General features: G+C 68.4%; 27 protein-coding genes. 8 read left to right on the forward strand and 19 right to left on the reverse strand.

Features of this window, described 5'->3' with window-relative positions; translation table 11 throughout:
- Window positions 1–73 precede the first annotated feature (73 nt).
- Complete coding sequence (locus ACFXHA_RS03495; protein ID WP_379352495.1) at window positions 74–205, forward strand: hypothetical protein; 132 nt, start codon at window positions 74–76, stop codon at window positions 203–205.
- A gap of 13 nt (window positions 206–218) precedes the next feature.
- Here the strand turns inward: ACFXHA_RS03495 and ACFXHA_RS03500 are convergent, their stop codons facing one another.
- Window positions 219–1,535, reverse strand: a complete 1,317-nt coding sequence (locus tag ACFXHA_RS03500) for a DUF1003 domain-containing protein (protein WP_379352497.1) — start codon at window positions 1,533–1,535, stop codon at window positions 219–221.
- Between the two features lie 357 nt (window positions 1,536–1,892).
- On the opposite strand from ACFXHA_RS03500, the gene ACFXHA_RS03505 reads away from it, so the two are divergent.
- Window positions 1,893–3,113: a cytochrome P450 gene (locus ACFXHA_RS03505; RefSeq protein ID WP_379352499.1), complete on the forward strand. Its 1,221-nt coding sequence runs from the start codon at window positions 1,893–1,895 to the stop codon at window positions 3,111–3,113.
- Window positions 3,114–3,533: 420 nt separating this feature from the next.
- The gene (locus tag ACFXHA_RS03510) at window positions 3,534–4,688 is read left to right on the forward strand and encodes a cytochrome P450 (RefSeq protein ID WP_379352501.1); all 1,155 of its coding nucleotides are present in this window, start codon (window positions 3,534–3,536) and stop codon (window positions 4,686–4,688) included.
- A gap of 19 nt (window positions 4,689–4,707) precedes the next feature.
- Here ACFXHA_RS03510 and ACFXHA_RS03515 read toward each other — a convergent pair whose 3' ends face one another.
- From ACFXHA_RS03515 to ACFXHA_RS03535, 5 genes are all read right to left on the reverse strand, one after another.
- Window positions 4,708–5,478 carry an SDR family NAD(P)-dependent oxidoreductase gene (locus ACFXHA_RS03515; protein ID WP_379353434.1) on the reverse strand — a complete coding sequence of 257 codons (771 nt, stop codon included), beginning with the start codon at window positions 5,476–5,478 and terminating at the stop codon, window positions 4,708–4,710.
- A gap of 57 nt (window positions 5,479–5,535) precedes the next feature.
- Window positions 5,536–6,885 (reverse strand): cytochrome P450, encoded by a 1,350-nt coding sequence (locus tag ACFXHA_RS03520; RefSeq protein WP_379352503.1) that lies wholly within the window; start codon window positions 6,883–6,885, stop codon window positions 5,536–5,538.
- Window positions 6,886–6,978: 93 nt separating this feature from the next.
- Window positions 6,979–7,179, reverse strand: coding sequence for a ferredoxin (locus ACFXHA_RS03525; RefSeq protein WP_379352505.1), 201 nt, complete (start codon window positions 7,177–7,179; stop codon window positions 6,979–6,981).
- A gap of 115 nt (window positions 7,180–7,294) precedes the next feature.
- Window positions 7,295–7,615, reverse strand: coding sequence for a DMT family transporter (locus ACFXHA_RS03530; protein ID WP_379352507.1), 321 nt, complete (start codon window positions 7,613–7,615; stop codon window positions 7,295–7,297).
- 38 nt (window positions 7,616–7,653) lie between these two features.
- Window positions 7,654–8,019: a DMT family transporter gene (locus tag ACFXHA_RS03535; protein ID WP_379352509.1), complete on the reverse strand. Its 366-nt coding sequence runs from the start codon at window positions 8,017–8,019 to the stop codon at window positions 7,654–7,656.
- 136 nt (window positions 8,020–8,155) lie between these two features.
- On the opposite strand from ACFXHA_RS03535, the gene ACFXHA_RS03540 reads away from it, so the two are divergent.
- Complete coding sequence (locus ACFXHA_RS03540; protein ID WP_379352511.1) at window positions 8,156–8,605, forward strand: MarR family winged helix-turn-helix transcriptional regulator; 450 nt, start codon at window positions 8,156–8,158, stop codon at window positions 8,603–8,605.
- Window positions 8,606–8,694: 89 nt separating this feature from the next.
- Here ACFXHA_RS03540 and ACFXHA_RS03545 read toward each other — a convergent pair whose 3' ends face one another.
- Window positions 8,695–9,255 (reverse strand): adenylate kinase, encoded by a 561-nt coding sequence (locus ACFXHA_RS03545; RefSeq protein ID WP_379352513.1) that lies wholly within the window; start codon window positions 9,253–9,255, stop codon window positions 8,695–8,697.
- Window positions 9,256–9,295: 40 nt separating this feature from the next.
- Window positions 9,296–10,180, reverse strand: a complete 885-nt coding sequence (locus ACFXHA_RS03550; protein WP_379352515.1) for an alpha/beta fold hydrolase — start codon at window positions 10,178–10,180, stop codon at window positions 9,296–9,298.
- A gap of 414 nt (window positions 10,181–10,594) precedes the next feature.
- Between ACFXHA_RS03550 and ACFXHA_RS03555 the strand changes: the two genes are divergently transcribed.
- A complete protein-coding gene (locus tag ACFXHA_RS03555) occupies window positions 10,595–11,104 on the forward strand; it encodes a hypothetical protein (RefSeq protein WP_379352516.1) in 510 nt (169 codons plus the stop codon).
- On the opposite strand, the gene cbiE is transcribed toward ACFXHA_RS03555, so the two are convergent.
- Window positions 11,101–12,375, reverse strand: a complete 1,275-nt coding sequence (cbiE, locus tag ACFXHA_RS03560; RefSeq protein ID WP_379352518.1) for a precorrin-6y C5,15-methyltransferase (decarboxylating) subunit CbiE — start codon at window positions 12,373–12,375, stop codon at window positions 11,101–11,103. The genes ACFXHA_RS03555 and cbiE overlap by 4 nt on opposite strands.
- Complete coding sequence (locus ACFXHA_RS03565) at window positions 12,372–13,133, reverse strand: SDR family NAD(P)-dependent oxidoreductase (RefSeq protein ID WP_379352520.1); 762 nt, start codon at window positions 13,131–13,133, stop codon at window positions 12,372–12,374. The genes cbiE and ACFXHA_RS03565 overlap by 4 nt, the downstream gene beginning before the upstream one ends.
- Before the next feature lie 67 nt (window positions 13,134–13,200).
- Between ACFXHA_RS03565 and ACFXHA_RS03570 the strand changes: the two genes are divergently transcribed.
- Both ACFXHA_RS03570 and ACFXHA_RS03575 read left to right on the forward strand, forming a co-directional pair.
- Window positions 13,201–13,629: a PPOX class F420-dependent oxidoreductase gene (locus ACFXHA_RS03570; protein WP_379352522.1), complete on the forward strand. Its 429-nt coding sequence runs from the start codon at window positions 13,201–13,203 to the stop codon at window positions 13,627–13,629.
- A 72-nt stretch (window positions 13,630–13,701) separates the two neighbouring features.
- Window positions 13,702–14,859, forward strand: coding sequence for a serine hydrolase domain-containing protein (locus ACFXHA_RS03575; RefSeq protein ID WP_379352524.1), 1,158 nt, complete (start codon window positions 13,702–13,704; stop codon window positions 14,857–14,859).
- Window positions 14,860–14,884: 25 nt separating this feature from the next.
- Here the strand turns inward: ACFXHA_RS03575 and ACFXHA_RS03580 are convergent, their stop codons facing one another.
- A complete protein-coding gene (locus ACFXHA_RS03580) occupies window positions 14,885–16,015 on the reverse strand; it encodes a M24 family metallopeptidase (RefSeq protein WP_379352526.1) in 1,131 nt (376 codons plus the stop codon).
- Window positions 16,016–16,082: 67 nt separating this feature from the next.
- Between ACFXHA_RS03580 and ACFXHA_RS03585 the strand changes: the two genes are divergently transcribed.
- Window positions 16,083–17,048 (forward strand): 5'-3' exonuclease H3TH domain-containing protein, encoded by a 966-nt coding sequence (locus ACFXHA_RS03585; RefSeq protein ID WP_379352528.1) that lies wholly within the window; start codon window positions 16,083–16,085, stop codon window positions 17,046–17,048.
- A gap of 21 nt (window positions 17,049–17,069) precedes the next feature.
- On the opposite strand, the gene ACFXHA_RS03590 is transcribed toward ACFXHA_RS03585, so the two are convergent.
- The 8 genes from ACFXHA_RS03590 to ACFXHA_RS03625 form a co-directional block, all read right to left on the reverse strand.
- Window positions 17,070–17,477 carry a hypothetical protein gene (locus ACFXHA_RS03590; protein WP_379352530.1) on the reverse strand — a complete coding sequence of 136 codons (408 nt, stop codon included), beginning with the start codon at window positions 17,475–17,477 and terminating at the stop codon, window positions 17,070–17,072.
- 150 nt (window positions 17,478–17,627) lie between these two features.
- Entirely contained in the window at window positions 17,628–18,356 is a 729-nt protein-coding gene (locus ACFXHA_RS03595; RefSeq protein ID WP_379352531.1) for a DUF4333 domain-containing protein, read from the reverse strand.
- A 112-nt stretch (window positions 18,357–18,468) separates the two neighbouring features.
- Window positions 18,469–21,162, reverse strand: coding sequence for a DEAD/DEAH box helicase (locus ACFXHA_RS03600; RefSeq protein WP_379352533.1), 2,694 nt, complete (start codon window positions 21,160–21,162; stop codon window positions 18,469–18,471).
- A gap of 3 nt (window positions 21,163–21,165) precedes the next feature.
- The gene (gene tatC, locus ACFXHA_RS03605) at window positions 21,166–22,140 is read right to left on the reverse strand and encodes a twin-arginine translocase subunit TatC (RefSeq protein ID WP_379352535.1); all 975 of its coding nucleotides are present in this window, start codon (window positions 22,138–22,140) and stop codon (window positions 21,166–21,168) included.
- A gap of 99 nt (window positions 22,141–22,239) precedes the next feature.
- On the reverse strand, window positions 22,240–22,512 hold the full coding sequence (gene tatA / locus ACFXHA_RS03610) for a Sec-independent protein translocase subunit TatA (protein WP_379352537.1): 273 nt from the start codon (window positions 22,510–22,512) through the stop codon (window positions 22,240–22,242).
- 64 nt (window positions 22,513–22,576) lie between these two features.
- Window positions 22,577–23,608 (reverse strand): 2-dehydropantoate 2-reductase, encoded by a 1,032-nt coding sequence (locus ACFXHA_RS03615; RefSeq protein ID WP_379352539.1) that lies wholly within the window; start codon window positions 23,606–23,608, stop codon window positions 22,577–22,579.
- On the reverse strand, window positions 23,605–24,582 hold the full coding sequence (locus ACFXHA_RS03620; RefSeq protein WP_379353436.1) for a helix-turn-helix transcriptional regulator: 978 nt from the start codon (window positions 24,580–24,582) through the stop codon (window positions 23,605–23,607). Before ACFXHA_RS03620 ends, ACFXHA_RS03615 begins: the two co-directional genes overlap by 4 nt.
- Window positions 24,583–24,686: 104 nt before the next feature.
- Window positions 24,687–25,679, reverse strand: a complete 993-nt coding sequence (locus ACFXHA_RS03625; RefSeq protein ID WP_379352541.1) for a helix-turn-helix transcriptional regulator — start codon at window positions 25,677–25,679, stop codon at window positions 24,687–24,689.
- Window positions 25,680–25,701 lie beyond the last annotated feature (22 nt).

Here is a 25,701-nt window from a genome sequence, read left to right on the forward strand (position 1 = left end):
AGCGGGAATACTGTCCGGCGATCTGACAATTCGGACATATTGGTCCGATTCGGAAAATCGTGCACTGGTTACCGTGCAACACAATGCCATTCGCGAGTGGTACACCATGGCCGGCAGCCCCGTACCCGCGACCTCCGAGAGCGCGGCGGAAGCCGTCCACCAGGCCGCCGTGACCGCCGCCCGCGACCAGGGCGCGGCCACCTAGTACGCAGGATCGGTCACCTGCCGGTCCCCGACTCGGGCGCGCCGCGCAGCACCTGGAAACCCGCCCGGGCCACCCAAACCGGGATACGGCGCGCGGCCTGTAGGTGCCGGACTCGGGCCGCGTCCGGCAACTCCTCCCAGGGCAGCGGGGTGGCGTCATCGCAGGATCCCGGTGAATCCGCCTGTCGCGCCGCGATTTTCTCCTCCATCCAGCGGTTGTATTCCAGACCGGCCAGGGATCGGACTTCGGCGTCGTCGAAGGCGAGGTCGAGTGCCGAGTCGAAATGCGGGACCATGAAGCAGCCGATGGCGGCGAGGTTCTCGCCGATGCGCCGGGCCTGGACGCGGTTTCGTTCCCGATCGGGCGGCGGTAGTTCGTCCCAGGCGCGCAGCCGGTGGGCGTCGACGGGCGCGGTGCCGGTGGTCATCGCCTCGTGGACGCGGACCTGATGCGCGACCCGCTCGTTGGTGTCGTGCATCGCCTGGGCCAGTTGCTCGGTGACCTGGCCGGTGACGTAGCCGGTGAGGCTGTCGAGGACTCGATCCTGCGCGGTCAGGCGCACTTTCATGCGCAGGCATTCGTGCAGGACCGCCTGGGCGTCGAGGAAGGTCTGTTCGGATCGGCGGTCACCGGCCCGGCCCAGCACATCCTGGCCGACCATGATCACGATCATGAACACCAGCTGCGCCAAGGACGACAGGAAGGACATGAACAGGAACGGGTACGGGTCGAAGTGCTGAATCCCGGCCACCGCCAACAGGATCCACGCCACCTGGGTGGCGGCGGCCAGATAGAACGCCCAGACGCTGCCCAGTTTGGTGGTCAGCCAGGCCGCGATGCGGTCGTTGAGACTGACGGCTTGGTCGGCGGCCTGCGGCGGGTCCTGCACGCGGTGCTGTTCGATCCACGGATGCGGGCTCGTCTCCAGCAGGCTCAGCCCTCGGCTCAACACCCGATCCTGCCGGTCCAGATGCGCTTGCAGATCCGCCACCTGACGGAAGATCGCTTCGGTGTTCTCGTAGGTCTGTACCGAACGCCGGTCGGCCGCCGCACTCAGCACCCGCTGCCCGACCAGGATGATCAGGCACAGTACGAGTTGCGCGACATTGTTCAAGAACAGCAGGAACGGGAACGGATACGGATCGAGCCGATGCAGCGGCCCCCACCAGGTCCCCAGCGCCATGTATCCGGTGAACGCCACCAGCACCAGATACAGCGCGGGCATCGAGCCCACCGAGCGCGTCACCGCGGCGGCGACGGCATCGTTCACGCCGACCCGCTCGTCGGCCAGCGCCACCGGGGCGTGTGCGTCGTGACTACCGCTGGTCAATCGTGACTCCCTGTCGTTCGACATCATTGCTGCCGCCCCACGGCCGCAACGGGTCCCGGGCACTACCCGGCCACCGTACGCAAGGAAGCCGCGCCGAGGGCGCGGTCCACCCTCCGGCGCGGCGACAGCCCTAACCTCGGAATCCCGAATTTGCCTCGTGCACTGTGCATCTCGCGTCGGCGCGACCGCATTCCCACCCCTGATCTCGCGGCGTCCGCAGCCGCGATTCCTGTGTAATATCTGCGAGCATGAAGTCTGCCGGGTTCGGCCGGCGAGCGACAGTTGGTCGGCGCGACCGATGTTCGAGCCGGTTTCACCGCTCATGAACACCCCCGTTCCATCCCTGGAGTCAGGTCGTTGACAACGCCACCACCCTCGTCCGGCCATCACCGGACCGGCACCGCCACGCGTGAGCAGGCTCCGATACCGCTCCATACCCCCGAGTTCGCGGCCGATCCGCACTCGTTCTACACCGCGATGCGCAGGCAGTTCGGGGCGCTGGCGCCGGTGGAGCTGGCGCCCGGCATTCGCGCCACCCTGGTGATCGGCTATCGCGCGGCGGTGCAGATCAACAACGACCCGGAGCGGTTCCCGGCCGACCCACGCCGCTGGGAGCAGAACATTCCGGGCGATTGCCCCATCCTGCCGATGCTGCGCTATCGACCCGACACCCGGCGCAGCGCGGGCCAGGAGCACGCACGCTACCGCCGGGCCAGTGTCGACAGCATCGATGCGGTCGACCTGCATCAAGTGAATGCCACGATCGACGAGATCGCGACCGCGCAGATCAATACCTTCTGCTTCGACGGCGACGCGGATCTGGTCGGCCAGTACGCCTTTCCGGTGACGGTCGCCTATCTGAATCACGTGGTCGGTTGCCCGGAGGAGATCGCTCGACGGATCGCGGCAGGCATGACCCTGATGGTCGAGGGCGACGCCACCGCCGGCCGTGCGCTGTTCGTCTCCGCGCTCGGGGAACTGGTGAGCCACAAGCGGCGCGTCCCCGGCGACGATGTCACCTCCCGATTGATCACGCACGCAACGGATCTGAGCGATGCGGAGCTGATCGATCAGCTCGTCACGTACTACGACGCCGGAATCGAACCACTCACCAACCTGATCGCCAACACGCTGCTGCTGATGCTCACCGACGAGCGCTACTCGGGCCCGGCCGCATCCACCACCCGCGACGCGTTGAACGAGACGCTGTTCATCGATCCGCCGCTGGCGAACTGCGCCATCACCTATCCGGCGCAGCCGATCGTGGTCGGCAAGGTCTGGCTGCCCGCCGACCAGCCCGTAGTCACCAGCACGGCGGCCTGCAACAACGACCCCGCGATCGTGGGCCGCTACACCGGCGACAACCCGCACCTGGCCTGGGGCACCGGCCCGCATGCCTGCCCCGCGCAGGATCTGGCGTACTCGATCGCGCAGCACGCCATCGATCAGCTCTTCGACCTGTTGCCCGAGTTGCGACTCGGCTGCCCGGTCGAGCAACTCGCCTGGCGGCCGGGCCCTTTCCATCGAGCGCTGGTGAATCTGCCGGTGGCGTTCCCGCCCGCGCGGACGACGTTCTGACGATCGCGGAGCGAAGGACGCTCGTGCACTGCGCAATACCGATGTCCGATTCGTAACCCGTTCGCGGGGAATCGATTCGGACCGATGGCCCGCCGCGGATCCAATGGCGCGTAAATCGGCAGGTGTATCGGTCGAGCCGTACCGCCCTGCCACGCCCGGCGATAACTGCGCGTATCATGCCAGTAGTTTGAAACCTGTTACTGCGGAGCATGTTTGATACTGCACCCGCGGCCCTGGGTTGCTAGGCTCGGCACGCCCGCATCCGGGCAGCAACACAGATCTTTCCCGGCACGTCTCGAACCGTTCCGAAGGCCGTCACATACCGGCCATCGGATTGCTCGAAACATGCTGCTTTCCACCGATTCTCACTGTTCACGTTTCACCGGCTCATCGGAGTTACACGTTGAAGTTGTTCACGTCGTGAAACTGCACGCACCGGAGTTCGCCGCCGACCCGCACCGCGCCCTCGACGAGCTGCGCCGCACGCACGGCCCGGTGGCGCCGGTCGAGCTGGCCGACGGTGTCCCCGCGACCCTGGTACTCGGCTACCGGGAAGCCCTGCGAATTCTGGCCGACCCCGAGCACTTTCCGGCCGATCCACACGCCTGGCAGACCACCGTCGGAGCACAGTGCCCGGTGCTGCCGCTGATGGAATGGGGTCCGGCCGGCTCCCCCACCGCGCACCGCGCCGCCTATGTCGCCGCCATGGCCGGCATCGACCAGTACCGGCTACGCGGCGCGGTCGAGGCCGCCGCGATACCGCTGATCAACAGTTTCTGCGAGGCCGGACAGGCCGATCTGCTGGCCCAGTACGCCCGCCCGCTCACCCTCGACGTGCTCAACGAGCTCATCGGCCTCCCGGCGCCCCTGGCCGCGAAAGCCGGTGCCGCACTGGCCGATCTGACCGAGACCGCCGACGCCACCAGCTCCGATCTCGCCGATCGGCGATTCCAGGAGGTACTGGCCGAGGCCGTCGCGACCGCCCGCGCGCACCCGGGCCGTCAGGTGATCTCCGCGCTCATCGAGCACCCCGCGAACTTCGAGGACAGGGTGATCGTCGAGCAAGTCGCGAAGCTCTACGCCATGGGCGCCGAACCGACCTGGAACCTCATCGTCAACGCCCTGGTACTGATGGCGTCCGACAACTACTTTCACGAGGGCCTGCTCACCGGCTCACTGCAACTGCGCGACGCGATCGACGAGGTGCTCTTCAGCGATCCGCCGATGGCCAACGGCTGCCCCCGCTATCCGCAGCACCCGCAGGTCATCGCCAACGGCTGGCTGCCGGCCGATCAACCGGTCCTGATCGCCATCACCGCGTGCAACAACGATCCCGCGGTCAGCGGCGACCGCACCGGCAACCGTTCACACCTGGCCTGGGGCATCGGCGCGCACGCCTGCCCCGCCCAGTCGGTCGCCGCGATCATCGTCCGTGAAGCCCTCGAACAACTCCTCGACGCCCTGCCCGATATCAAACTGTCCGTTCCGCTGGCCGAATTGGCCTGGCAGCCCAGCGCTTTCCACCGCGCCCCGGTCACGGTCCCGGTGACATTCCCGGTCTCACCGCCGCTGTGACGGGGTTCGGCCGGGCCGCTCAGGCGGTGTAGCCGCCGTCGATGTCGAGGGCTTGGCCGGAGATGAACCCGGCCCGGTCGGAGGCGAGGAACGCGACGGCTTCGGCGATATCGGTCGCGGTTCCGAAGCGGCGCAAGGGAATATTGCGGCGCGCCACCTCGAGGGCGGTCTGATCGAGATCGCCGGAGGTGATCAGGCGCTCGGCCATGCCGTCGGTGAGCATGCCCGGGCCGACACAGTTCACGCGGATGCCGTAGCCGCCCTCCTCGACGGCGAGCGCGCGGGCCACGGCTTCGACCGCCCCCTTGGTACCGGTGGAGAGCCCGTCGCGGACCGGGAAGCGGCGGGTGGCCGCGGTGGTCACCGCGACCACGCTCCCGCGGGAGCGGCGCAGCAGCGGCAGCGTCGCGTGCATGAGGTTGAAGAACGCGGCGGCGTCGGCGTTCAACTGGTCGCGGTACTGCTGCGGGGACACGTTGCTGAGATGGACCATCGGGACGTGCGGTCCGGCGGCGTAGACGACGGTGTGCAGTTCACCGAAACGCTGCTCGAAGCCGGCGACGACGTCGGCGACCGCCTCCGCGTCCGCCAGGTCCACCGCCCAGGAGTCGCACGAACGACCGTGCTGCACAACCTCTTTCGTCAGCGCCTCGGCCGCGTCCCGGTTCGCGCGATAGGTGAAGCCGATCTCGCTGCCCCGCCCCGCCAGCAGGCGCACGATCTCGGCGCCGATTCCACCGGTGCCGCCCGCGATCAGTGCGGCACCGTTCCGTTCCCGGAAGTCATCGATCACAGCATCTCCCAACAAAACCAAGCAATTGCTTGGTAATGGTACCCGGGGGTGGATTCACCGGCGGCGGCGGTAGCGCACCCGGCACGGCTGCTGCAGCTGCACCACCATCTTGGAGTGGTCGTTGCGATAGCTGTCCGACGGCTGCGCGAGCTCGAACTCCCAGTCCCGCAACAGGATCGAGAAGATCGCCTTGAGCTGCATGAGCGCGAACGCCGCACCGACACAGCGATGCCGGCCCGCACCGAACGGGATCCACGTCCAGCGATTGGCCAGATCCTCCTGACGCGGATCCAGGTAGCGGCCCGGATCGAAGGCATCCGGATCCGGGAAGTCCTCGGGCAGGCGGTTCGACACCGCCGGGGTCGCGGCCACCATGTCACCGGGCTCGATCCGGTGCCCGCACACCTCGAACTCGTCGCGGGCGATGCGCATGAGGATGATCAACGGCGGATGCAGCCGCAGCGCCTCCTTCAGCACCGCCTCCAACTGGGGGATCTGCCGCAGCGCATGGTGGCTGACTTCCGAACCGTCGGAGAACAATTCGTCGAGCTCAGCGACCACCGAAGCGAGCACCTCGGGATGCCTCAGCAACTCGATGATCGACCACGCCGCAGTCCCCGAAGTGGTGTGGTGACCGGCGAACATCATCGAGATGAAGATGCCGGTGATCTCACTGGCCGAGAACCGGGGCACCCCGTGCTCGTCCTTGATCGAGATCAGCACATCGAGCATGTCGCGTTCATCCTTGCCCGACGGCGGATTCGCCTCGCGCCCATCCATGATCGACTGCACCAGCTCGACCAGCTGTACGCGCGCCTCGTCGCGGCGGCGGAAACTCTCGATCGGTGCGTACGGGTCGACATAGGCGAGCGCGTCGGTGCCCTGCTCGAGCTCGTGATACAGATGCGCGAAGCGCCCGTCGAGCTCTTCGCGGAACTTCTTGCCGATCAGGCAGGCCGAGGACGTGTAAATGGTCAGCTCGGCGAAGAATTCGAGCAGATCGATCTCGCCGGAGTCCGACCATCCGGCGAGCATCCGATCCACCTCGTGCGCGATGGTCGCCGCGTGCCCGCGCATGTGATCGGCGCGCAGCGCCTGATTGTGCAGCATCTCCTTGCGCCGTTCGGGCGGTGCGTCGAACACCACGCCCTCGCCGAAGATCGGCTTCATGAACGGATACGCCGCGGCCTGATCGAGCTCCTCGTCGGCGGCCCGGAAGAAGAACTCGTTGGCCTCGGCCCCGGTCAGCAGAATGACATTGCGCCCGGCCAGTTCGAAGGACCCGACATCCCCGCATTCCGCGCGCACCCGCCGCATGAGCGCGATCGGATCGGTGCGGAATTCCTCGAGATGCCCGTACTCGTCCGCTCCCCCGGAGACCCGCCGCGGCTTGACCAGCGTCATTGAAAGATCCTCTCCGCACCTGCGCCCAAACCATTCATGGACACGTGTCCGGACATTACTGCGGATCGAAGTCCGGGACAAGGGCGCCGGCCGTCAAACCTCGCCGTCGGAGACCGAAAGCGCCTGGGTCGGGCAGTACTTCACGGCCTGCAGCACGGCGGCGCGCACCTCCGGTCCGGGATCCGGATCGAGGATCTCGACCTGACCGCGCTTGGGGACGGTGAACACCTCGGGCGCCTCGGCCTGACAGGCCGCGTGCCCCTGACACAGATCCAGATCGACCCGAATTCTCATGCCGCACACACCTTTAGAGACACATAGCTGGACATATGTCTGGACGTTATCACCGACACCAGACCAGCGCCACCGCCGGACATGACGTCCGGCGGTGGCTGTGCGGGATCCGGTCTCAGGCCCCCGCGGCCAGGCGCAGCACCAGCACCCCGGCGATGATCGAGCCGAAGGCGAGCACCTTGGGCAGGGTGATCTTCTCCTTGTAGATCAGCGCGCCCAGTACGACGGTGCCGATGGAGCCGATACCGGTCCAGATGGTGTATCCGACACCGACATCCAGCGTGCGCAGCGCCAAGCTCAGGGTGAAGATGCCGCCCGCGGCGGCCAGCAGGGTGAAGACCGAGGGCCACAGGCGGGTGAAACCCTGTGTGGCATTGGTGCCCAGCGCGAAGGCGATCTCGAAGACGACGGCGATCAGCAGGTAGACCCAGGACATGATGGAACTCCTCGAAAAGTGTTCGGATGCAGCGAATGTCACGCGTTGGACGCGACGGGCTCAGGAGACTCGGCGGACGCGGTGGCGAGCTTGTCGGCGATCTTGAGCCCGAGGACTCCCCCGATGATCAGGACGAAGGCCACCGCTTTCGCGGGCGTGATCGCCTCGCGGAACACCACCGACCCGAAGATCACGGTGCCGACGGAGCCGATACCGGTCCAGATGGTGTATCCGACACCGACATCCAGCGTGCGCAGCGCCAAGCTCAGGAAGAAGATGCCGCCGGAGGCCGCGGCGGCGGTCAGCAGCGAGGGGCCCAGCACGGTGAAGCCGTGGGTGGCGTTGGTCGCCAGGGCGAAGACGATTTCGAAGACGGATGCGATGAGCAGGTAGACCCAAGCCATGGGAATCAGTCCCTCGGTAGTTGTATGTATGTGCAAGTACTTCCTACGACCAAGAGCATGCATGTACATGTAAGCTCGTGTCAAGGCCGGTCGCACACACCGTGCGACAGCCCGCCCGGGTCGGAGGAGTGAACAGATGTCATCGCAGGTCGAAGCCACGAACGTCAGCGCCGACGCCACCGCGTGGAATCGCATGCTGCTCGTGCACGCCCATGTCGAGAACCGGCTCTCGGCCGCGCTGCAGCGCCGCCACGGGCTCGGACTCTCGGAATATCGGGCGCTGAGCTTCCTCGATCAGGCCGACAACGACGAACTGCGCATGCAGGAACTGGCCGACAAGCTCGGACTCAATCAGAGCTCGGTCACCCGGCTGGTCGGCCGCCTCAACGCCGCCGAGTTCACCTATCGCGACCTGTGCCCCGATGACAAGCGCGGCGTGTACACCGTGATCACCGGCGCGGGCCGCGACCGGTACCAGCAGGCGCGCGCCACCTACGACGAAACGCTCACCGCCGCACTGGACGACATCGCGGCCACCGATCCGGCCATCGCCGCGGTGGTGGCCACGCTCCGCGAAACCGCCTGACCCGCAACCACTTCGGCACGGCTACCGCAGGACCGCGGCCACCAAGGGACCGCAGCTACCTGGGGACCGCAGCTACCTGGGGACCGCAGCTACCTGGGGACCGCGGCCAAGATGTGCCCGAAGATCTCGTCGACCGCGCCCGCACCGTCGACCGTGGTGACCAGTTTCCGTTCCCGGTACCGCGCGATGATGGGCGGAATGTTGGTGCGGTACAGCGCCAATCGCGCCCGCACCACCTCCGGATCGTCATCGGGCCGGTGCTCGACGGCGAACCGCGCGGCGCAGCGTTCGAGGATCACCTCGTCCGCGACCGCCAGTTCGATCACCTGATCCAGCGCGCGATCGGTCGCGAGCAGCACGTCGAGCGCTTCGGCCTGGGCGAGCGTGCGCGGATACCCGTCGAGCAGGAAACCCCGGGCCGTATCGGGTTCGGCGAGCCGCGCGTCGAGCATCTTCAGCACCAGCTCGTCGGGCACCAGGGCACCGGCGGCCAGCAGCGGTTCGGCCTCACGTCCCAGCGGCGTTCCGGCCGCGACCGCGGCCCGCAGCATCTCGCCGGTGGAGATGTGCGCGATGCCGAGTTCCTTCTTCAGCAGCTCCGCCTGGGTGCCCTTGCCGGACCCGTTGGGTCCCACGATCACCAAACGCATTGCGACGCCTCCCATTCCGTCGAACTTCGAGGGTAGCGGGTCAGACTCCGCCGGTGCCGAGCGAGGACAGGATGTCCGCGGCGCGGTCGACGAACAGCAGGTGGCCCGCGCCCGCCACGATGTGCGTGCTGCTGTGCGGCAGGGCCGCCGCGAGCCGGCGGGCGTCGTCGGCGGGCACGTTGCCGTCGGCGTCGCCGTGCCAGATCTGCACGGGCGCGCTCACCTGGGCCAGCTGGAAACCCCAGTCGCGGGTGAACACCAGCCGGATGTCGGTGGCGAAGCCGCGACTGCCCTGCTCGAAACTTCCGCGCAGGTTGGCTTCCAGTTTGGCGGTCAGTTCGGCGTCGCCCTCGACCCGGTCGCGGTCGACCGCCGCCATCTGCGCGACCAGCCCGGCCACACCCTTGTGCCGGCGGATCACCATCGACATCTCGACCGCCATCGGGTGCACCAGGAACGGTACGCGGCGCAGCACATTCAATCCGCGCCGCCGCCTGCGCGCCACCGGATCCAGGTCGGCCGCCTCGGCCTGCACCTCCACCGGGGCGGGCGCGGACACCAGCGCCACACCCGACACCCGATCCGGCAGGCCCGCGGCGATGGCCAGCGCGTACGGGCCGCCGCCACTCACCCCGATGACGCCGAAGCGGGTCAGTTCGAGGCGGTCGGCCAGCGCGGCGACCGTGGTGACCCAGTCGGCCACCCGCTCCCCCGCCGGTAGCGAGGATTGCGCCATCCCCGGCCGGTCCACCGCGATGACCCGCACCCCGGCGGCGATTCCCGCTTCGTCGAAAGCTTCTCCCTCCAAATGGGTTCCGGGGACGCCGTGGCAGTACAGCACCGGCATTCCGTCCTGCGCACCGTACTCGGCGTAACTCACCCGGCAGTGCGGCAAAGCAATCGTTCGCGACGCGGCAGCACTCACGTCGGTCAGCCTAGGCGAAACCGGCCGCCGACAGGTCAACCAGCCGTGTTCCAGACGCGATCGCGTCGCTGCGGCCCGGCGCGCCGACCGAGCGATCTCCCGGCAACGCCTCATGCAACCTTCTGACCTGCATCGTTGCCGGAGACCGCGAATCTCTGGAGTATCGAAGGGGATCGACACGGATCGGTCGAGAAGTGTTGGGGCAACGTGGCCGACGGTGTCCATGTGGTGAAACTCAATGGGCCGCCCAGTGTGTCGCTATTGCGCCGTGGCAGTGGGCAGGCACACAGTGACAAGGTCAGGCCGCCCCGGTAGCGAATACACGGCAACCGCTATGAGGGGAGGCAGACCTCACGGTTCGCTGCGCGCCCGGCACCGATCCCGTTGGATTTCGGCACGAAAGGATCGAAGGCGATGACAGACCTCATGATCGACCCCGCCGCCGCCCGCACCCAGTTCGCGCGCGACGCCACCCCCGTACCGGCACCCCGGCAGCACACGGGCCCGGCCGCGGTGTGGCAGGAGGCGAAAACCGTGCTGGTGACCCGGGCCATCGGACCCCGCCAACTCGTCACCGTGCCCCGGCTGGTGGTACCGATCGGCGAGAACGGCCTCGCCTTCCGCACCTCGTCCTACTCCGCGGAGGCCGAACAGCTCGCCCAGGACGGGCGGGTGCTGGTGCAGCCCGGCGACTGGCGGGGCACCCCGGCCATGGGCTCCCGGCAACTACAGGGACAGGCTCGCCTGATCAGCGAGGGTACCTTCGTGCCTCGCGTACAGGCCGAACTCGAGGCCAAATACCGGTGGCGCACTTCGTTCGCGCGCATGGCGCATCGCCTGGCCAACGGCTCGGCACCGTACGGCAACCTCATCGTGCTGGTCACCGTCTTCGAACCCGGCCCACTCGCGCTGCCGCCGATCTAGCGCTGCGTGGCCGTATCTGCCTGCACCACAACCGGTTTCACCACAGACCACTGGGTGACCGGTAGGTGCGGACGCCAGGCGGTGAAGCCGCCCAGTGGCTCGGCGCGATAGATCTGCATGCGACGCAACGCTCCACCGTGCTGCTCGGACAAGTGCAGCAGCAGCGCTTCGGACTCGGCCGTCACCGCAGCGGCCACCAGTCGACCGCCCGGACGCAGGCGGTCCCAGCACGCTTCGAACATGCTGTCCTGGGTGAGCCCGCCACCGATGAATATCGCGTCCGGATCCACGGCCTCCGCGAACGATTCGGGAGCCGCGCCGTGCACCTGGATACCCGGGACACCGAGCGCTGCCGCATTGGCGGCAATCTGCTTGCGGCGGCTGTCGATTCGTTCGAAGGTGACGGCCCGGCAGGCCGGATGGGTGCGGCACCATTCGATGGCGATGGTGCCCGAACCGCCGCCGACGTCCCACAGCAGCTCGCCGGGAGCGGGTGCGAGCGCCGACAGGGTGAGCGCGCGCACCTCGGCCTTGGTCAGCTGCCCGTCGCCGCCGTACACCTCATCGGGTAATCCGGGGATCCGGGTCAGCCGCGGCGCGACCGGGTCGGCGACACAGTCGATGGCGATGACATTGAGGGGATCCCCGATCGGCCGATCCCACCGTGCCGCGATCCCGCCGTAGACACATTCGGAGAGGCCGCCCAGCTGTTCCAGCACGGTCACGGCGGAGCCACCGAAACCGTTGCGCACCAGCAGATCCACCACCTGCGCCGGGGTGTGCTCATCGGAGCTGAGCACCAGCACCCGGCGGCCGCCGGCCAATTCCGGAAGCACCGTCTCCGCCCGCCGCCCCACCGCGCTCACCACCGGCGTCTCGTTGAGCGCCCAGCCCAGCCGCGCGCAGGCCAGCGACACCGACGAAACGTGCGGGAACACCCGCAACGACGGCGCGCCGAGCAATGTCGTCAGGGTGACGCCGATGCCGAAGAACATCGGGTCACCACTGGCGAGCACGACCACCCGTTGCCCCGCATAGCGTTCCAGCAGCCCCGGCAGCGCGGGCAGCAGCGGCGAGGGCCACGCCACCCGCTCGCCACGCGCCCGCGACTTCGGGAGCAACGCCAATTGCCGTGCGGAACCGAGCAATACCGTGCCCGCCGCGATCTCCCGCTGTGCCGGACCGCCCAGGCCGTCCCAGCCATCGGCGCCGATCCCGACGACCACCAGTGGCCGATCCGGGTCGAATCCGATACCCGGGGCGGCACTCATCGGCGCGCCCGCCGCCACAGCACGTACGGCGTGAACCGCATGGCGGTGAACAGCAGCCGAATCCGGCGCGGCACATCCACCTTCCGGGCCCGCCGATACAGGCCGGACACCACCGCGTCGGCGACCGAATCGGGGGTGCTGGACATGATCGCGGGCTTCATGCCCGCCGTCATCCGCCCGATCACGAAGCCCGAACGGACCATCAGCAGGTGAACTCCGGTGTCGGACAAGGCCATCTGCAGGCCGGAGGCGAAGCCGTCCAGACCCGCCTTGGCCGAGCCGTAGACGTAATTGGCGCGACGCACCCGCACACCGGCAATGGAGCTGAACACCACGATCTGGCCGTCGCCCTGCTCGCGCAGCAGATTGGCCAGGCTGGTGAGCACACTCACCTGCGCCACGAAATCGGTGGTCACGATCTCCACCGCGTGCGCCGGATCCTGCTCGGCGCGAGCCTGATCGCCCAGAATGCCGAACGCCACCACCGCCACGCCGATGCGGCCGTGCTCGGCGATCACCTTCTCCAGCAGCGCCTGATGCCCGTCCAGGTCGTCGGCGTCGAACTCCACGCAGTGCACCGCCGCCGCCTCGGCGATCAGTAACTCCTTGACCTGTTCGTGTAGCTGGTCGCTGCGGCGCGCCGCCAGAATCACCTCGCGGCCCGGCGAGAGTCGCCGCGCCACTTCCAACCCGATCTCACTGCGCCCACCCAGGACGAGCACGACGCCCTTGTCGACGTCCCGCGATCCGAAACCCATGGCCCACAGTGTGCCACCCGACCCCCGCCTACCGGCACGCCCGATGGACGATTGCTAGCGTCGGGGCATGACCAGCACCGCCGCCCGCCCCGAACTGTCCCCCGCCGCCGCCGACTTCGTCACCGAGCGACACCTGGCCACCCTCAGCACCCTGCGCGCCGACGGCACCCCCCACGTGGTGGCGGTCGGCTTCACCTGGGATCCCGAAGCCGGGATCGCGCGGATCATCACCAACGACGGCTCGGTGAAGGTCAACAATGTGCGCCGCTCCGGCTATGCGGCGGTCAGCCAGGTCGACGGCCCGCGCTGGATCACCCTCGAGGGCCCGGCCACCGTCCTCGACGACCCGGCGGCCGTCGCCGACGCCGTCGACCGCTATGCCGGCCGCTACCGCCAGCCCCGGGTGAACCCGACCCGCGTCGTGATCGCCATCGAGGTCCGGCGCGTGCTGGCCAGCAGCGTCTTCAAATCCGACGCCCCGGCCACGGAGCACTGACACCGGCGACCGATTACTTTCCGGCCCCCGGAACGTCACCTCTCCCGAGCGCATTCGAGGGAAGGTAGAACGATGTCCACGCTTCGAGAAGTGTTGCAGGCGCACGTCGATGACGGTGGGGTGCCGGGTGCGGTCGGCCTGGTAGCCCGCGGCGACCAGGTCGAGCTCGCCGCGGTCGGCATGGCACATGCGGGTGGCACGGTGCCGATGGCCGCGGATTCGCTGTTCCGGTGGGCGTCGATCACCAAACCCGTGACGGCAGCGGCACTGCTGATGCTGATCGAGGACGAGGTGCTGGGTCTGCACGATCCGATCGCGCCATGGCTGCCCGAGCTCGCGCACCCGATGGTGGTGCGCGGCCCCGACGCACCACTGGACGAAGTCGTGCCCGCGCATCGGCCGATCACCGTCTTCGATCTGCTCAGCTCGCAGGCCGGGTACGGGTGGGCGTCGGATTTCGGACTGCCCGCCATCCAGGCGCTGTTCCCGGTACAGCGCGACGGCCGTGAGGTGCAGAGCTATCCGGCCATGGACGAGTGGCTGGCGGAGCTGGCCGCGGTGCCGATGGCGGCGCAGCCGGGCACCGCGTGGCTCTACGACACCTGCTCGGCGCTGCAGGGCGCATTGATCGTGCGCGCCTCCGGGCGCAGCCTGCCCGACTTCCTGACCGAGCGGGTCTTCGAGTCACTCGGCATGTCCGACACCGGTTTCACCGTGCCCGAGGCCGCGCGCGACCGTTTCACCAGCTACTACCGCCGCACCGAGACCGGTCTGGAGCTCGCCGACGCGCCGGACGGGCAGTGGAGCACCATGCCCGCCTTCCCGCTGGGCAGCGGTGGCCTCGCGGGCACCGCCGGTGACTGGCTGCGCTTCGCCCGCCTGCTGCTCGCCGACGGCGTCACCCCGGACGGGCGAAAACTGCTGTCCGCCAACTCCGTCCGGCTCATGACCACCGACCACACCACACCCGAACAGCGCGCGCACGGCGATCTGTTCCTGGAGGGCCAGGGCTGGGGCTTCGGCGCGTCGGTGGATATCGCGCGGCTCGAGCCGTGGAACATTCCCGGCCGCTACGGCTGGGTCGGCGGCGCGGGCACCTCCGCGCACATCGTGCCCGCGACCGGCACCGTCGCCATCCTGCTCACCCAGGTCGGCATGGACAGCCCGATCCCGGACTCGACCATGCGCGACTTCTGGCGCTACACCGCCGAATTCGACGCGACCGCCTGACGGCCGCGCCGCTCGGACGGGCGGATCAAACCAGGCGGGTGAGGCCGTGCGGGCGAGTGTTCATCGACTCGCAGCCGTCCTCGGTGACCACCACGATGTCCTCGATGCGCGCACCCCAGTTCCCCGGGAAGTAGATGCCCGGCTCGATGCTGAAGGCCATGCCCGCCTGCAACACCAGGTCGTTGCCGGCGACGATGTAGGGCTCCTCGTGCACCGACAGACCGATGCCGTGACCGGTGCGGTGCACGAAATAGTCGCCCAACCCGGCGGCGGACAGCACGTCGCGGGCGGCGGCGTCGATGGATTCGGCGGTGGCGCCGGGCTTGACCGCGGCGACCGCGGCGGCCTGGGCCCGCTCGAGTTCGGCGAACTGCGCCGTGACCTCTTCCTCCGGCTCGCCCAGCACGTAGGTGCGGGTGGAGTCGGAGAAGTAGCCGGGCTCGACCGGGCCGCCGATATCGATGACCACCACGTCACCGGCCTCGATCACCCGATCCGACACCATGTGGTGCGGGTCCGCGCCGTGCGGGCCACTGCCCACGATGACGAAATCGGCCTTGGTGTGGCCCTCTTCCACGATGGCGGCCGCGATATCCGCGCCCACCTCGGCCTCGGTGCGGCCGGGGCGGAGGAACTCACCCATGCGGGCATGCACCCGGTCGATGGCCGCGCCCGCACGCCGCAGCGCCTCGATCTCGCTGGCGTCCTTCACCATTCGCAGTTCCCGCAGCAGCGGGGTCGCCGAAACCGGCAGGGAGCCGAACTGATCGGCGATCGGCAGCAGGTGCAGAGCGGGCATCACATCGGTGACCGCCACGCGCGCACCGGCATTGAGCACACCGCGCACAAGACGGTACGGGTCCACGCCGTCCACCCAGTCCACAATCGGCAACCCGAGCTCCCCGGCCGCAGACGCCCGCAGCGAGGCCAATTCCATCTTCGGGATCACCACCGACGGAGTCTCCCCGCTGGCCGGAATCACCAGGCACGTCAGCCGCTCGAACGACTGCGCCCGGGATCCGAGTAAGAACTGCAGGTCAGGACCGGGAGTAATCAGGAGCGCATCCAGGTGGGCATTGCGCGTCAACTCCGCCGCGCGCTCCAACCGTGCCCCGTAGACCTCCGCCGCGAACCGTGACTCGTCATGAGAGCTCATGCCACCCGACGTTACCCTCCGCCATGATGCGCCACGGTGTCGGTCGGGGCCGGTAGGGTCGGGCGCTATGAGCAACCCTGGTGCCGGTCCGCTGTTGCTGCTCGATGGGGCGAGTTTGTGGTTCCGGGCGTTCTATGCGATTCCGGAGAAGATCACCGCACCCGACGGGCAACCGGTGAATGCGCTGCGTGGATTCACCGATATGGTTGCGGCCCTGGTCAAGCAGCATGCGCCGAGTCGGTTGGTGGTGTGCCTGGATCTGGATTGGCGGCCGCAGTTCCGGGTGGATCTGCTGCCCTCCTACAAGGCGCATCGGGTGGCCGACAGCGGCGCGGTGGTGGACGGGGTGGCGGCCGAGGAGGTCCCCGATACGCTCACGCCGCAGGTCGATCTGATCATGCAGGTGCTCGAGGCGGCCGGGATCGCGACCGCCGGGGCCGAGGGTCTGGAAGCCGACGATGTTATCGGGACGCTCGCCACCCGAGAAACCGATGACGAGGTGATCGTGGTCAGCGGTGACCGCGACCTTCTGCAGTTGGTGCGCGACAACCCGGCTCCCCGGGTCCAGGTGTTCTATGTCGGCCGCGGCCTGTCCAAGGCCGAGCTGTGGGGCCCTGCCGAGGTATCGGCGAAATACGGTGTGCCGGTGGAGAATGCGGGCCCCGCGTACGCCGATATGGCGACCCTGCGCGGTGACGCGTCCGACGGCTTGCCCGGTGTGGCGGGCATCGGCGACAAGTCCGCCGCTCAGCTCATCTCCAAGTTCGGTTCGGTGGAGGCACTGCGGGCCGCGGCCGCCGACCCGGACTCCGATCTCGCCAAGGGTGTGCGCGCGAAACTCGTTGCCGCCGACGACTATCTGAAGGCCGCCGCCCCGGTGGTCCGAGTCGTGCAGGACGCCACGGTCGAGTTCTCCCGGCCCGACCTGCTACCGACCACCCCCGCGGATCCGGATCGCCTGGCGCAGTTGGCCGTTGCCTACAACGCCGAGAGCCCGGTCAAACGCCTGATCACCGCGATGGCCAAACGCTGAATCGAGCGACCCGAGTGCCGGTCAGTGCCGAAGCGGCCCGACCGGCCAGGTTTCGGGCTGACCGTTGAGATCGGTGATGACGGCCTCGGTGAAATAGCCGTCCCGCGGATTGCGCAACGTGATGTGCGTGGATGCGGTCGCCTCGTGCCCGCTCGCACAGCTCGGCTGACAGACGACCCGGTACTCGGTGCCGTCGCCTTCGGCGGTATCGGGTCCCCAGCTGCTCCAATTGATATCGCGGACGGTCAGGTTGCCGTCGCCACAGGCGAGCAGGATCCTGGCGGGCTCGACATTGGACCGGCCGGTGGTGCAGTCGTTCACCAGCGGGGAGGCGTCATCGGCCGCGGCGAACGGGGCAGAAGCCAGTCCGACGCTCGCGACCGTCAACACGGTCGCGGTCCATCCCAGAGACCGGACAATCAGCTTCATAACGCCCCCACGGCGGTCGGAAGAGAATTTCCGCCCACTGTACTCGCATCTCCCGCCCAGCCAACCCCCGGCAAACAAGAAGGCCCGGCCGCGATCGTCGAATCGCGGCCGGGCCCAAGACTTTTGCCCCGAAATCGGGTCCCAGCGAAACTAGCTGGGGCGGCCGACCTCGTAGGTCCCGTCATCCTTGGTGATCTTGATGGTGACCTTCTTGTTCTCGCCACCCACCTTGAGGGTGCAGTCGAAGGTCTTGTCCACCTGAACCTTCTGCCCCGACGGGCAGCTCACGTTCTGGACGTCGTCGATGCCGTAGGAATCCTTGAGCACCTTCTGCACACCGGACTGCACGGCACTGTTGTCGAGCTGATCCTTGCTCAGCATCCAGGCCAGGCCACCGCCGACGCCACCGAGCACGAGCAGCACCACGACCACGATGCCGATGATCATCCCGGTCTTCTTCTTACCGGCCGGCGGCTGCTGCGGCTGCGGCCACTGCTGGCCGGGCTGCTGGTTCCAGTCCTGCGCGCCGGGCTGACCCTGCTGCGGCCACTGCGGCTGGCTCTGCCCCCACTGCTGGACGGGCTGCTGCGGCTGACTCTGCTGCCCCCACTGCTGCACCGGCTGCTGCGGTTGCGACTGCCCCCACGGCTGCTGCACCGGCTGCTGCGGCTGGCTCTGCCCCCACGGCTGCTGGCCCGGCTGTTGCGGCTGCTGCTGCGACGGGTCATTCCACTGCGTGGTCGGCTGCGCGGGCTGCTGGCCACCCCATTGCTGAGTCGGTCCGGCGCCGGGCGCGGGCTGCTGGCCGCCCCACTGCTGCGTCGGATCGTTGCCTCCCCCTTGGCCAGGGGCGTCATTCGGTCCGTACGGGCCGCTCATTCGCTTGCCTCCACTCGCAATCCGTTGTCCTCACGCTAGCCCCCCGAGCGGGAACGCGCTCGCGTGCCCACTGCGGTCGGTACACCCTTGAATCAAAGCACAGTCACATCTACTACGCCGCGTCCACGGCCACGACACCCCGGCGGATGGCCCGCACCGCCTTGCTCGCGGTGGCCGCCACCTCGACATCGTCGGCGGTGTTGTGGATCTGGTCGAGCAGGTCGATGACCTGCCGGCACCAGCGCACGAAATCGCCCGCCGAGAGCGGGTTTCCGCGATCGCCGCTGACGAGCAGCGCATCGGCGAGGTCGTCACCACGAGCCCAGGTGTAGACGCCCGTGACGAAACCGAGGTCGGGTTCGCGGGTGGGCTGCAGGCGGTGCCGGGATTCGTCGGCGCGCAGCTGCGACCAGATGCCGATGGTGGCGTCGACGGCTCGGCGGATGGGCTCGGTGGGGCCGGAAGCCCCCAGGTAGCCGCCCTCCTGCCGGGATTCGTATACCAGGATCGACACCGCCGCGGCCAGTTCGGCCGGGCCCAGTCCACGCCACACACCCTGCCGAAGGCTTTCGGCCACAACCAGATCCGCTTCGGCGTAGATGCGCGCCAGGCGGCGACCGTCCTGGGTGACCTCACCGTCGGCGACGTAACCGCGTTCCTCGAGCAGCCCGAGGATGCGGTCGAAGGTACGCGCGAGGGAGTTGGTGGTGGCAGCCACCTGCTGGCGCAGATGCTCGGTCTCGCGCTCGAGGCGGTTGTAGCGTTCGCCGATCCGGGCCAGTTGCTCGCGATCCGGCCGCTCGTGTGCCGGATGGTTGCGCAGCGCCCGGCGCAGGGTCTGCAGGTCGCGGTCGTCGGCGGCCTTGGCCTTGCCGCCGGTACGGGCCCGGCGCGGCATGGTGATCCCGGTGCTGCGCAGCGCCGAGGCCAGGTCGCGGCGTACCCGCGCGGTGCGGTGGTCGACATGCTTGGGCAGCCGCAGCCGGCCCAGCGATTCGGCCGGGGTCGGGAAGTCCGCGGCGGAGATGCGTCCGGCCCACTTGTCCTCGGTGAGCACCAGCGGACGCGGATCCCCCGGTGTCGCATCGGGTTCCAGGATCACCGCGAGCCCCTGGCGGCGTCCGGACGGAATCGCCACCACATCGCCGCGCCGCAGCGCGCCGAGCGAATTCACCGCGGCCTGGCGGCGATCGGTGCGGCTCTGCCGTTCCAGATCGCGTTCGCGTTCCCGGATGCGCTCGCGCAGCTGGATGTATTCGAAGAAGCTCTCGTCGCCGAGCTGGGAGCGCAGTTTGCGGAGCTGAGAGTCGTTGCGTTCGATGCCACGCACCAGACCAACGACCGACCGGTCGGCCTGGAACTGGGCGAAGGACCGTTCCAGCAGCGCCCGCGATTCCGTCGCGCCCATGCGGTCGACCAGGTTGATCGACATGTTGTAGCCCGGCCGGAACGACGACCGCAGCGGATAGGTCCGGGTCGAGGCCAGACCCGCCACCGCGCTGGTGTCGACCTCCGGCTGCCACAGCACCACCGCATGCCCCTCGACATCGATGCCACGCCGCCCCGCACGCCCGGTGAGCTGTGTGTACTCCCCCGGCGTCAGCTCGGCATGACTCTCGCCGTTGAACTTGACCAGCCGCTCGAGCACCACCGTGCGCGCGGGCATATTGATGCCCAGAGCCAGTGTCTCCGTGGCGAATACCGCGCGCACCAGCCCGCGCACGAACAGCTCCTCGACGGTGTGCCGGAAGGCGGGCAGCATGCCCGCGTGATGCGAGGCGAACCCGCGGTGCAGGCCCTCGCGCCACTCCCAGTACCCGAGCACCTCGAGGTCGCTGCGCGGCAGATCCCCGGTGTGCTTCTCGATGATGGCGTCGACGGTCTCGCGCTCGTCGTCGCGGGAGAGGTCCAACCGCGAGCGCACGCACTGAGCGAGCGCGCCATCACAACCCGCGCGGCTGAAGATGAACGTGATCGCGGGTAGCAGCCCTTCATCGTCGAGTTTGGCGATGACCTCCGGCCGCGGCATCGGCCGGAACGACCGCCGCGGCCCACCCCGTCCGCGCCCCGGCACCGCCCAATTGTCCATCCGGTCAACCGATTCGCGGTGCTTGATGTAGCGCTGCAGATCCTCGTCCACGATCACCTTGGCGTCGCTGGACTTGTCGTCGAACAGGTCGAACATGCGGCGGCCGACCATGACGTGCTGCCACAGCGGCACCGGCCGGGTCTCGTCCACGATGACGGCGGTGTCGCCGCGCACGGTCTCCATCCACGCGCCGAACTCCTCGGCATTGGAGACCGTCGCCGACAGGCTGACCAGGCGCACCTCGGGCGGCAGGTGCAGGATGACCTCTTCCCAGACCGCGCCGCGGAAGCGGTCGGCCAGGTAGTGCACCTCGTCCATGACGACGTACGAAAGCCCGCGCAGCGCATCCGAACTCGCGTAGAGCATGTTGCGCAGCACCTCGGTGGTCATCACCACCACCGAGGCGTCCGGGTTGATGGACTGGTCACCGGTCAGCAAGCCGACCTCGTCGCGACCATAACGTTCGGTGAGATCGGCGAACTTCTGATTCGACAGCGCCTTGATCGGCGTCGTGTAGAAGCACTTGCCGCCCGCGGCCAACGCCATGTGGACGGCGAATTCGCCCACCACGGTCTTGCCCGCGCCGGTGGGCGCGCAGACGAGCACACTGTGCCCGCCCTCGAGCGCCTCACACGACTGCCGCTGGAACGGATCGAGCTCGAATTTCAGTTCGGCGGCGAATGCCGCCAGTTCGCCAGTAAGCGACCTTGATGTCACTTTTCAGAGAGTATCGGAGTAATCCGACACGACTCCTGTTGTTTTCTCGACCGGTGTGGCGGCGACCGGTTCCGCGGTCGGCACCGGGGTCGGTGCGTCGACGCCGCCGGGGGCGGTGTCCAGCGGGGACGCCTGATCGTCGGCCAGGTTCTCCCAGGCCTCGGCATTGCGGGCGCGACGCCGATCATTGAGGCGCGCCACCTGCACCGCGATCTCGAACAGCAACGTCAGCGCAAGCGCCAGCGCGAGCATCGAGATCGGGTCCTGCGGCGTCACGATGGCCGCGAACACGAACAGCCCGAAGATCAGTCCGCGTCGCCACTTGGTGAGCCGCGCGTAGGTCAGCACGCCCAGGAAGTTCAAACCCACGATGAGCAAAGGGGTTTCGAAGCTCACGCCGAAGATCACCAGCAGCTTGATGATGAAGCTGAAGTACTGCGCACCCGAGAGCGCGGTGATCTGCACGTTGTTGCCGATGGTCATCAGGAAGCTGAGGGCATGGGCGACAACCCAGTACGCCAGCACCGCGCCGGTGATGAACAGGGCAGCGCCCGCGGCCACGAAGGAGATCGCGTACTTGCGTTCCTTGGCGTAGAGGCCCGGGGTGATGAACGCCCACAGCTGATACAGCCAGAACGGGCTCGCGGCCACGATGCCCGCGGTGGTACCCACCTTCAAGCGCAGGGTGAACTGCTCGAACGGGGCGGTGGCCAACAATCGGCAAGCGCCGTCGGCACTCAGATTCGCCCGCGAGGACGCGGGCAGATCGCAGTAGGGCCCACGCAGGATCTCACCGAGACTGTCGATCCCGAAGAACGAGTGTGAGTACCAGAAGAACCCGAACAGGGTGCCGAGGGCGATCCAAGCCAGGGCGACGAGCAATCGCCTGCGGAGTTCCTGCAGGTGATCCACCAAGGACATGGTGCCGTCGGGGTTCGTGCGGCGCTTGCTGCGCCGGGGATCGAACGGGATGCGCATGTGTGTGTGACTGCCTCCGCCTCGCGGCCAACCAAGACCCGGACCCGGACAACGACTTACCCGGGATGAGATTCACTCATCCCGGACAAAACGTGGGGCTCAGGCCTTCTGCTGGTCGTTCGGCTGCGGCGTGGGCTGCTGCACCGGCTGAGCCGGGGGCAGCTGCGCCGGCGGCTGCACCGGCTGGGCCGCGGCCTCGGGAGCGGCCTCGCCCGTCTTGCCCTCGCTCTGCATCTGGCTGACCTCGGTCTTGAAGATCCGCATCGAGCGACCCAGGCTGCGGGCCGCGTCGGGCATGCGCTTCGAACCGAAGAACAGCAAGAAGATCAGCACAACGATCAGCAAGTGCCACGGGCTGATGGCGCCTGTCATTCCATTACCTCCAAAGACTTGGTGAGTCCGATGCTACCGGACCCGCATAACCCGAACCTTCTTGTCAACCCTCGTTCGCCGCGCCGTCACGCGCGGCCTTGGAGAGCTGTTCCAGCAATTCCGGGCCCGACCAGGTGCGCCGGTCACCGTTCTCCGCCGCTGTCACGAGATCGATCAGCTTCTGGTTCACCGGTGTGGGTATTCCTACCATGGCCCCGAGACTCACGATTTCACCGCACAGCCAAGGGATTTCGGTTTTGCGTCCGGCGGCGAGGTCGTCGGCCATCGAGGAACGGGCCACCGGGTCGACGGCCAGCACCTTTCCGGCAACCCTGCGGAACACGGTATCGGGCATGGTGAGCAGCCGCGCCATCGCCTCCGGCGGCAGCGGGGTGAGCCGGGCCGGGCGGATGCGGGCGGCGGCCATGGCCGCGAGGGCCTCACGCTGAGCCAGCGACAGGCAGCGGCGGTAGTCGCGGGTGCCGAGTTCCTCGCGCAGCGGGCGACCCGAGAGCGCGTTGATCGGGTTGTTCAGGTTCAGCAGCAGCTTCGCCCACTGGACGGGCAGCAGGTCGGGGTGCCGTTTGAAACCCAGCCCGGACTTGCCGAGGATCGGCGCGAACCGGTTGAGCACCGGGTCGTCGGCGATGTCCACGGTGCCGGTGGTGCCGCGATGGAAATGGCCCTGGCCGTGATGGACCACGTTGAACATGACCATCCCCGCCAGCACCACGCAGGCGGGCAGGATCTCCCGGATGACCGCGTCGTTGCCGATGCCGTTCTGCAGGCTGATCACCACCGTCCCGGGTTTCACCAAACCGGCGAGTTCGGCGGCGGCGGTCGCGGTGCCCGCGGATTTCACCGCGATCAACACCAGATCGGTATCACCGGTGGGTTCCGTGGCGGTGTGGAAGGCATCCGGTGCGACGCGGACGCTGTCGCCGTCGAGATCGGTGAGATGCAGTCCGAAAGTACGCAATTCGTCGAGCACGCGCGGACGGCCCACGAAGGTGACCTCCGCCCCCGCCGCCGCCAGCCGGCCCCCGACATAGCATCCGATGCTGCCCGCCCCCAGCACCGTCACGCGGAAACTCAAGCGGGACCGACCTCCTCGAACCCGGCGGCGAAGGCCGCGTCCGCGGACGCGGTGGCATAGGCCGAGAGCGCGGTGCTGGAACGCTCCCGCACGGCCGTCACCAATTCGGCGGGGCCGAGCACGGTGACGCCCGCGCCGAAGCCCAGCAGCAGCCGGGCCATCCAGTCCAGGGTGGCGAAGCGCATGGTGGCCTCGATGCTGCCGTCGGGATGCGCGGTGACCCGGTGCATCGGGTACTGCTCGAGCACCCACGCGTAGTCGGGACGAATCAGCAAGCGGGCCAGCGGAACCGCGGGATCGTCGACGAACAGGTCCAGGGCCGCGGTCTCGTCGGCGGCGGCCTCGGCGGGCGGGCGGGCCGGTTCGTCGAGTTCGGCGGCCTCCTCGATGCGGTCGAGGCGGAAGAGCCGGACGCCCTCCGCTTGCCGGCACCATGCCTGCAGGTAGCTGTTGTTGTCCACCAGCACGATTCGGATCGGGTCCACGACACGCTCGGACACCACATCGCGGCTCGCCGAGTAGTAGACCAGGCGCAGCGCGTGCGCGTGCTCGAGGGCGGCGCGGACGGTCGCCACGGCGGGCGCCTCCACCGGCGCCGGCTGGGTCGGGCCGGTGAATTCCCTACCGGAGATGGCGGATTCGATCTTCGCGGTGGCCGCGTGGGCCGCACTGGGATCGACCATGCCGGGCAGATCGGTAATGGAGCGCAGCGCCACCAGCAGGGCGGTGGCCTCGAGCGAGGTGAGCCGCAGCGGACGGTCGATGCCCGCGGAGAATGTGACCTCGATGCTCTCCTCGGAGAAGGACAGGTCGATCAGATCGCCGGGACCGTAACCGGGCAGACCGCACATCCACAGCTGGTTCAGGTCGGTCATCAACTGCTTGGTGGACACCCCGAGCTCGGCGGCCGCCTCGGCGGCGCTGATTCCGGGATTGGCCTGGAAGTACGGGACCATGTTCAGCAGTCGGGCCAGCCGAGTCGAGAGGCGGCTGGTGGCCGCGGCATTGGCGCGCCGCTCCTTCGCGCCGTCGGAGGCGCGGGTGCCGAGGGCGGCCTTGCGCGCATTGTTCGCGTCACTCACGCGGTGACCTCCGTCCGATCCAGCACCGACTTCAAGCGTGCGATCACATTGTCGCGCAGGTCTTCCGGCGCGAGCACCAGGGCGTCCGCGCCGAGCCCGGTGATGAGGCGGGCCAGCCAGTCGCGGGAACGGATGGGCACCTCCACGATCGCGCCGTGGCGGCCGCCGAGTTCGCGCTCCTCCATGACCGGGCCCAGGCGGCGGATCTCCTGGCCACGCCCGTCGGCCACCCACACGGTGGCCGAACCGGTGATCGGCGTCTGCGCGGTGACCTCGGCGACCACGGCCCGCAGGTCCAGGTCCTCGGGCTTGTGCACCACATTGGCCGGACCGTACTCGGTGACGTCCTCGTCGATGCGCGAGATGCGGAACACCCGCTGCGCGTCGCGGGCATTGTCGTGCCCGACCAGGTACCAGCGGCCGTGATGGGTGACCACACCCCACGGCTGGACATCGCGTTCGACCGGATCCCCGTGCGACTGACGGTGTTTGAAGGTGACCGCCCGCCCCGCGTCGATGGCGGCGAGGAGCTTGCCCAGCACCGGCTCCGAACCACGCGTGCGTGCCGGAACCGCGGGCACCGCCGACACCCCGGCGTCGGGCTCCACGTGAATTCCAGCAGCCCGCAACTTGAGCAGTCCACTCTCGGCGGCCGCGGCCAGCTCCGGCGACTCCCACAGCTGCACGGCCACCGCGACCGCGGCGGCCTCCTCGCTGGTGAGGTCGATATCGGGTAGCTCGTAGGCGTCCCGGTTGATGCGGTAGCCCTCGACGCCCGAATACCGGCTCACCGGACCGATTTCCAGCGGAATGCCCAGATCGCGCAGCTCGTTCTTGTCCCGCTCGAACATCCGGCTGAAGGCCTCGTCGCTCGCGGACTCCTCGTACCCGGCCACGCTGTCGCGGATGCGTTCCGCGGTCAGGAATTGGCGGGTGGACAGCAGCGCGATAACCAGATTCATCAACCGCTCGACCTTGGATATCGCCACCCCGTAGAGAGTAGTAGGCGTG

It is taken from the genome of Nocardia sp. NPDC059240, assembly GCF_042753865.1.
Taxonomy (GTDB): domain Bacteria; phylum Actinomycetota; class Actinomycetes; order Mycobacteriales; family Mycobacteriaceae; genus Nocardia.

What these genes read in the sequence shown, in the direction of transcription:
- ACFXHA_RS03520 (WP_379352503.1), bottom strand. Translation starts at nt 6,885, where the DNA reads ATGACGCTGGTCAAGCCGCGGCGGGTCTCCGGGGGAGCGGACGAGTAC.
- ACFXHA_RS03525 (WP_379352505.1), bottom strand. Translation starts at nt 7,179, where the DNA reads ATGAGAATTCGGGTCGATCTGGATCTGTGTCAGGGGCACGCGGCCTGT.
- ACFXHA_RS03530 (WP_379352507.1), bottom strand. Translation starts at nt 7,615, where the DNA reads ATGTCCTGGGTCTACCTGCTGATCGCCGTCGTCTTCGAGATCGCCTTC.
- ACFXHA_RS03535 (WP_379352509.1), bottom strand. Translation starts at nt 8,019, where the DNA reads ATGGCTTGGGTCTACCTGCTCATCGCATCCGTCTTCGAAATCGTCTTC.
- ACFXHA_RS03540 (WP_379352511.1), top strand. Translation starts at nt 8,156, where the DNA reads ATGTCATCGCAGGTCGAAGCCACGAACGTCAGCGCCGACGCCACCGCG.
- ACFXHA_RS03545 (WP_379352513.1), bottom strand. Translation starts at nt 9,255, where the DNA reads ATGCGTTTGGTGATCGTGGGACCCAACGGGTCCGGCAAGGGCACCCAG.
- ACFXHA_RS03555 (WP_379352516.1), top strand. Translation starts at nt 10,595, where the DNA reads ATGACAGACCTCATGATCGACCCCGCCGCCGCCCGCACCCAGTTCGCG.
- cbiE (WP_379352518.1), bottom strand. Translation starts at nt 12,375, where the DNA reads ATGAGTGCCGCCCCGGGTATCGGATTCGACCCGGATCGGCCACTGGTG.
- ACFXHA_RS03565 (WP_379352520.1), bottom strand. Translation starts at nt 13,133, where the DNA reads ATGGGTTTCGGATCGCGGGACGTCGACAAGGGCGTCGTGCTCGTCCTG.
- ACFXHA_RS03570 (WP_379352522.1), top strand. Translation starts at nt 13,201, where the DNA reads ATGACCAGCACCGCCGCCCGCCCCGAACTGTCCCCCGCCGCCGCCGAC.
- ACFXHA_RS03575 (WP_379352524.1), top strand. Translation starts at nt 13,702, where the DNA reads ATGTCCACGCTTCGAGAAGTGTTGCAGGCGCACGTCGATGACGGTGGG.
- ACFXHA_RS03580 (WP_379352526.1), bottom strand. Translation starts at nt 16,015, where the DNA reads ATGAGCTCTCATGACGAGTCACGGTTCGCGGCGGAGGTCTACGGGGCA.
- ACFXHA_RS03585 (WP_379352528.1), top strand. Translation starts at nt 16,083, where the DNA reads ATGAGCAACCCTGGTGCCGGTCCGCTGTTGCTGCTCGATGGGGCGAGT.
- ACFXHA_RS03590 (WP_379352530.1), bottom strand. Translation starts at nt 17,477, where the DNA reads ATGAAGCTGATTGTCCGGTCTCTGGGATGGACCGCGACCGTGTTGACG.
- ACFXHA_RS03595 (WP_379352531.1), bottom strand. Translation starts at nt 18,356, where the DNA reads ATGAGCGGCCCGTACGGACCGAATGACGCCCCTGGCCAAGGGGGAGGC.
- tatC (WP_379352535.1), bottom strand. Translation starts at nt 22,140, where the DNA reads ATGCGCATCCCGTTCGATCCCCGGCGCAGCAAGCGCCGCACGAACCCC.
- tatA (WP_379352537.1), bottom strand. Translation starts at nt 22,512, where the DNA reads ATGACAGGCGCCATCAGCCCGTGGCACTTGCTGATCGTTGTGCTGATC.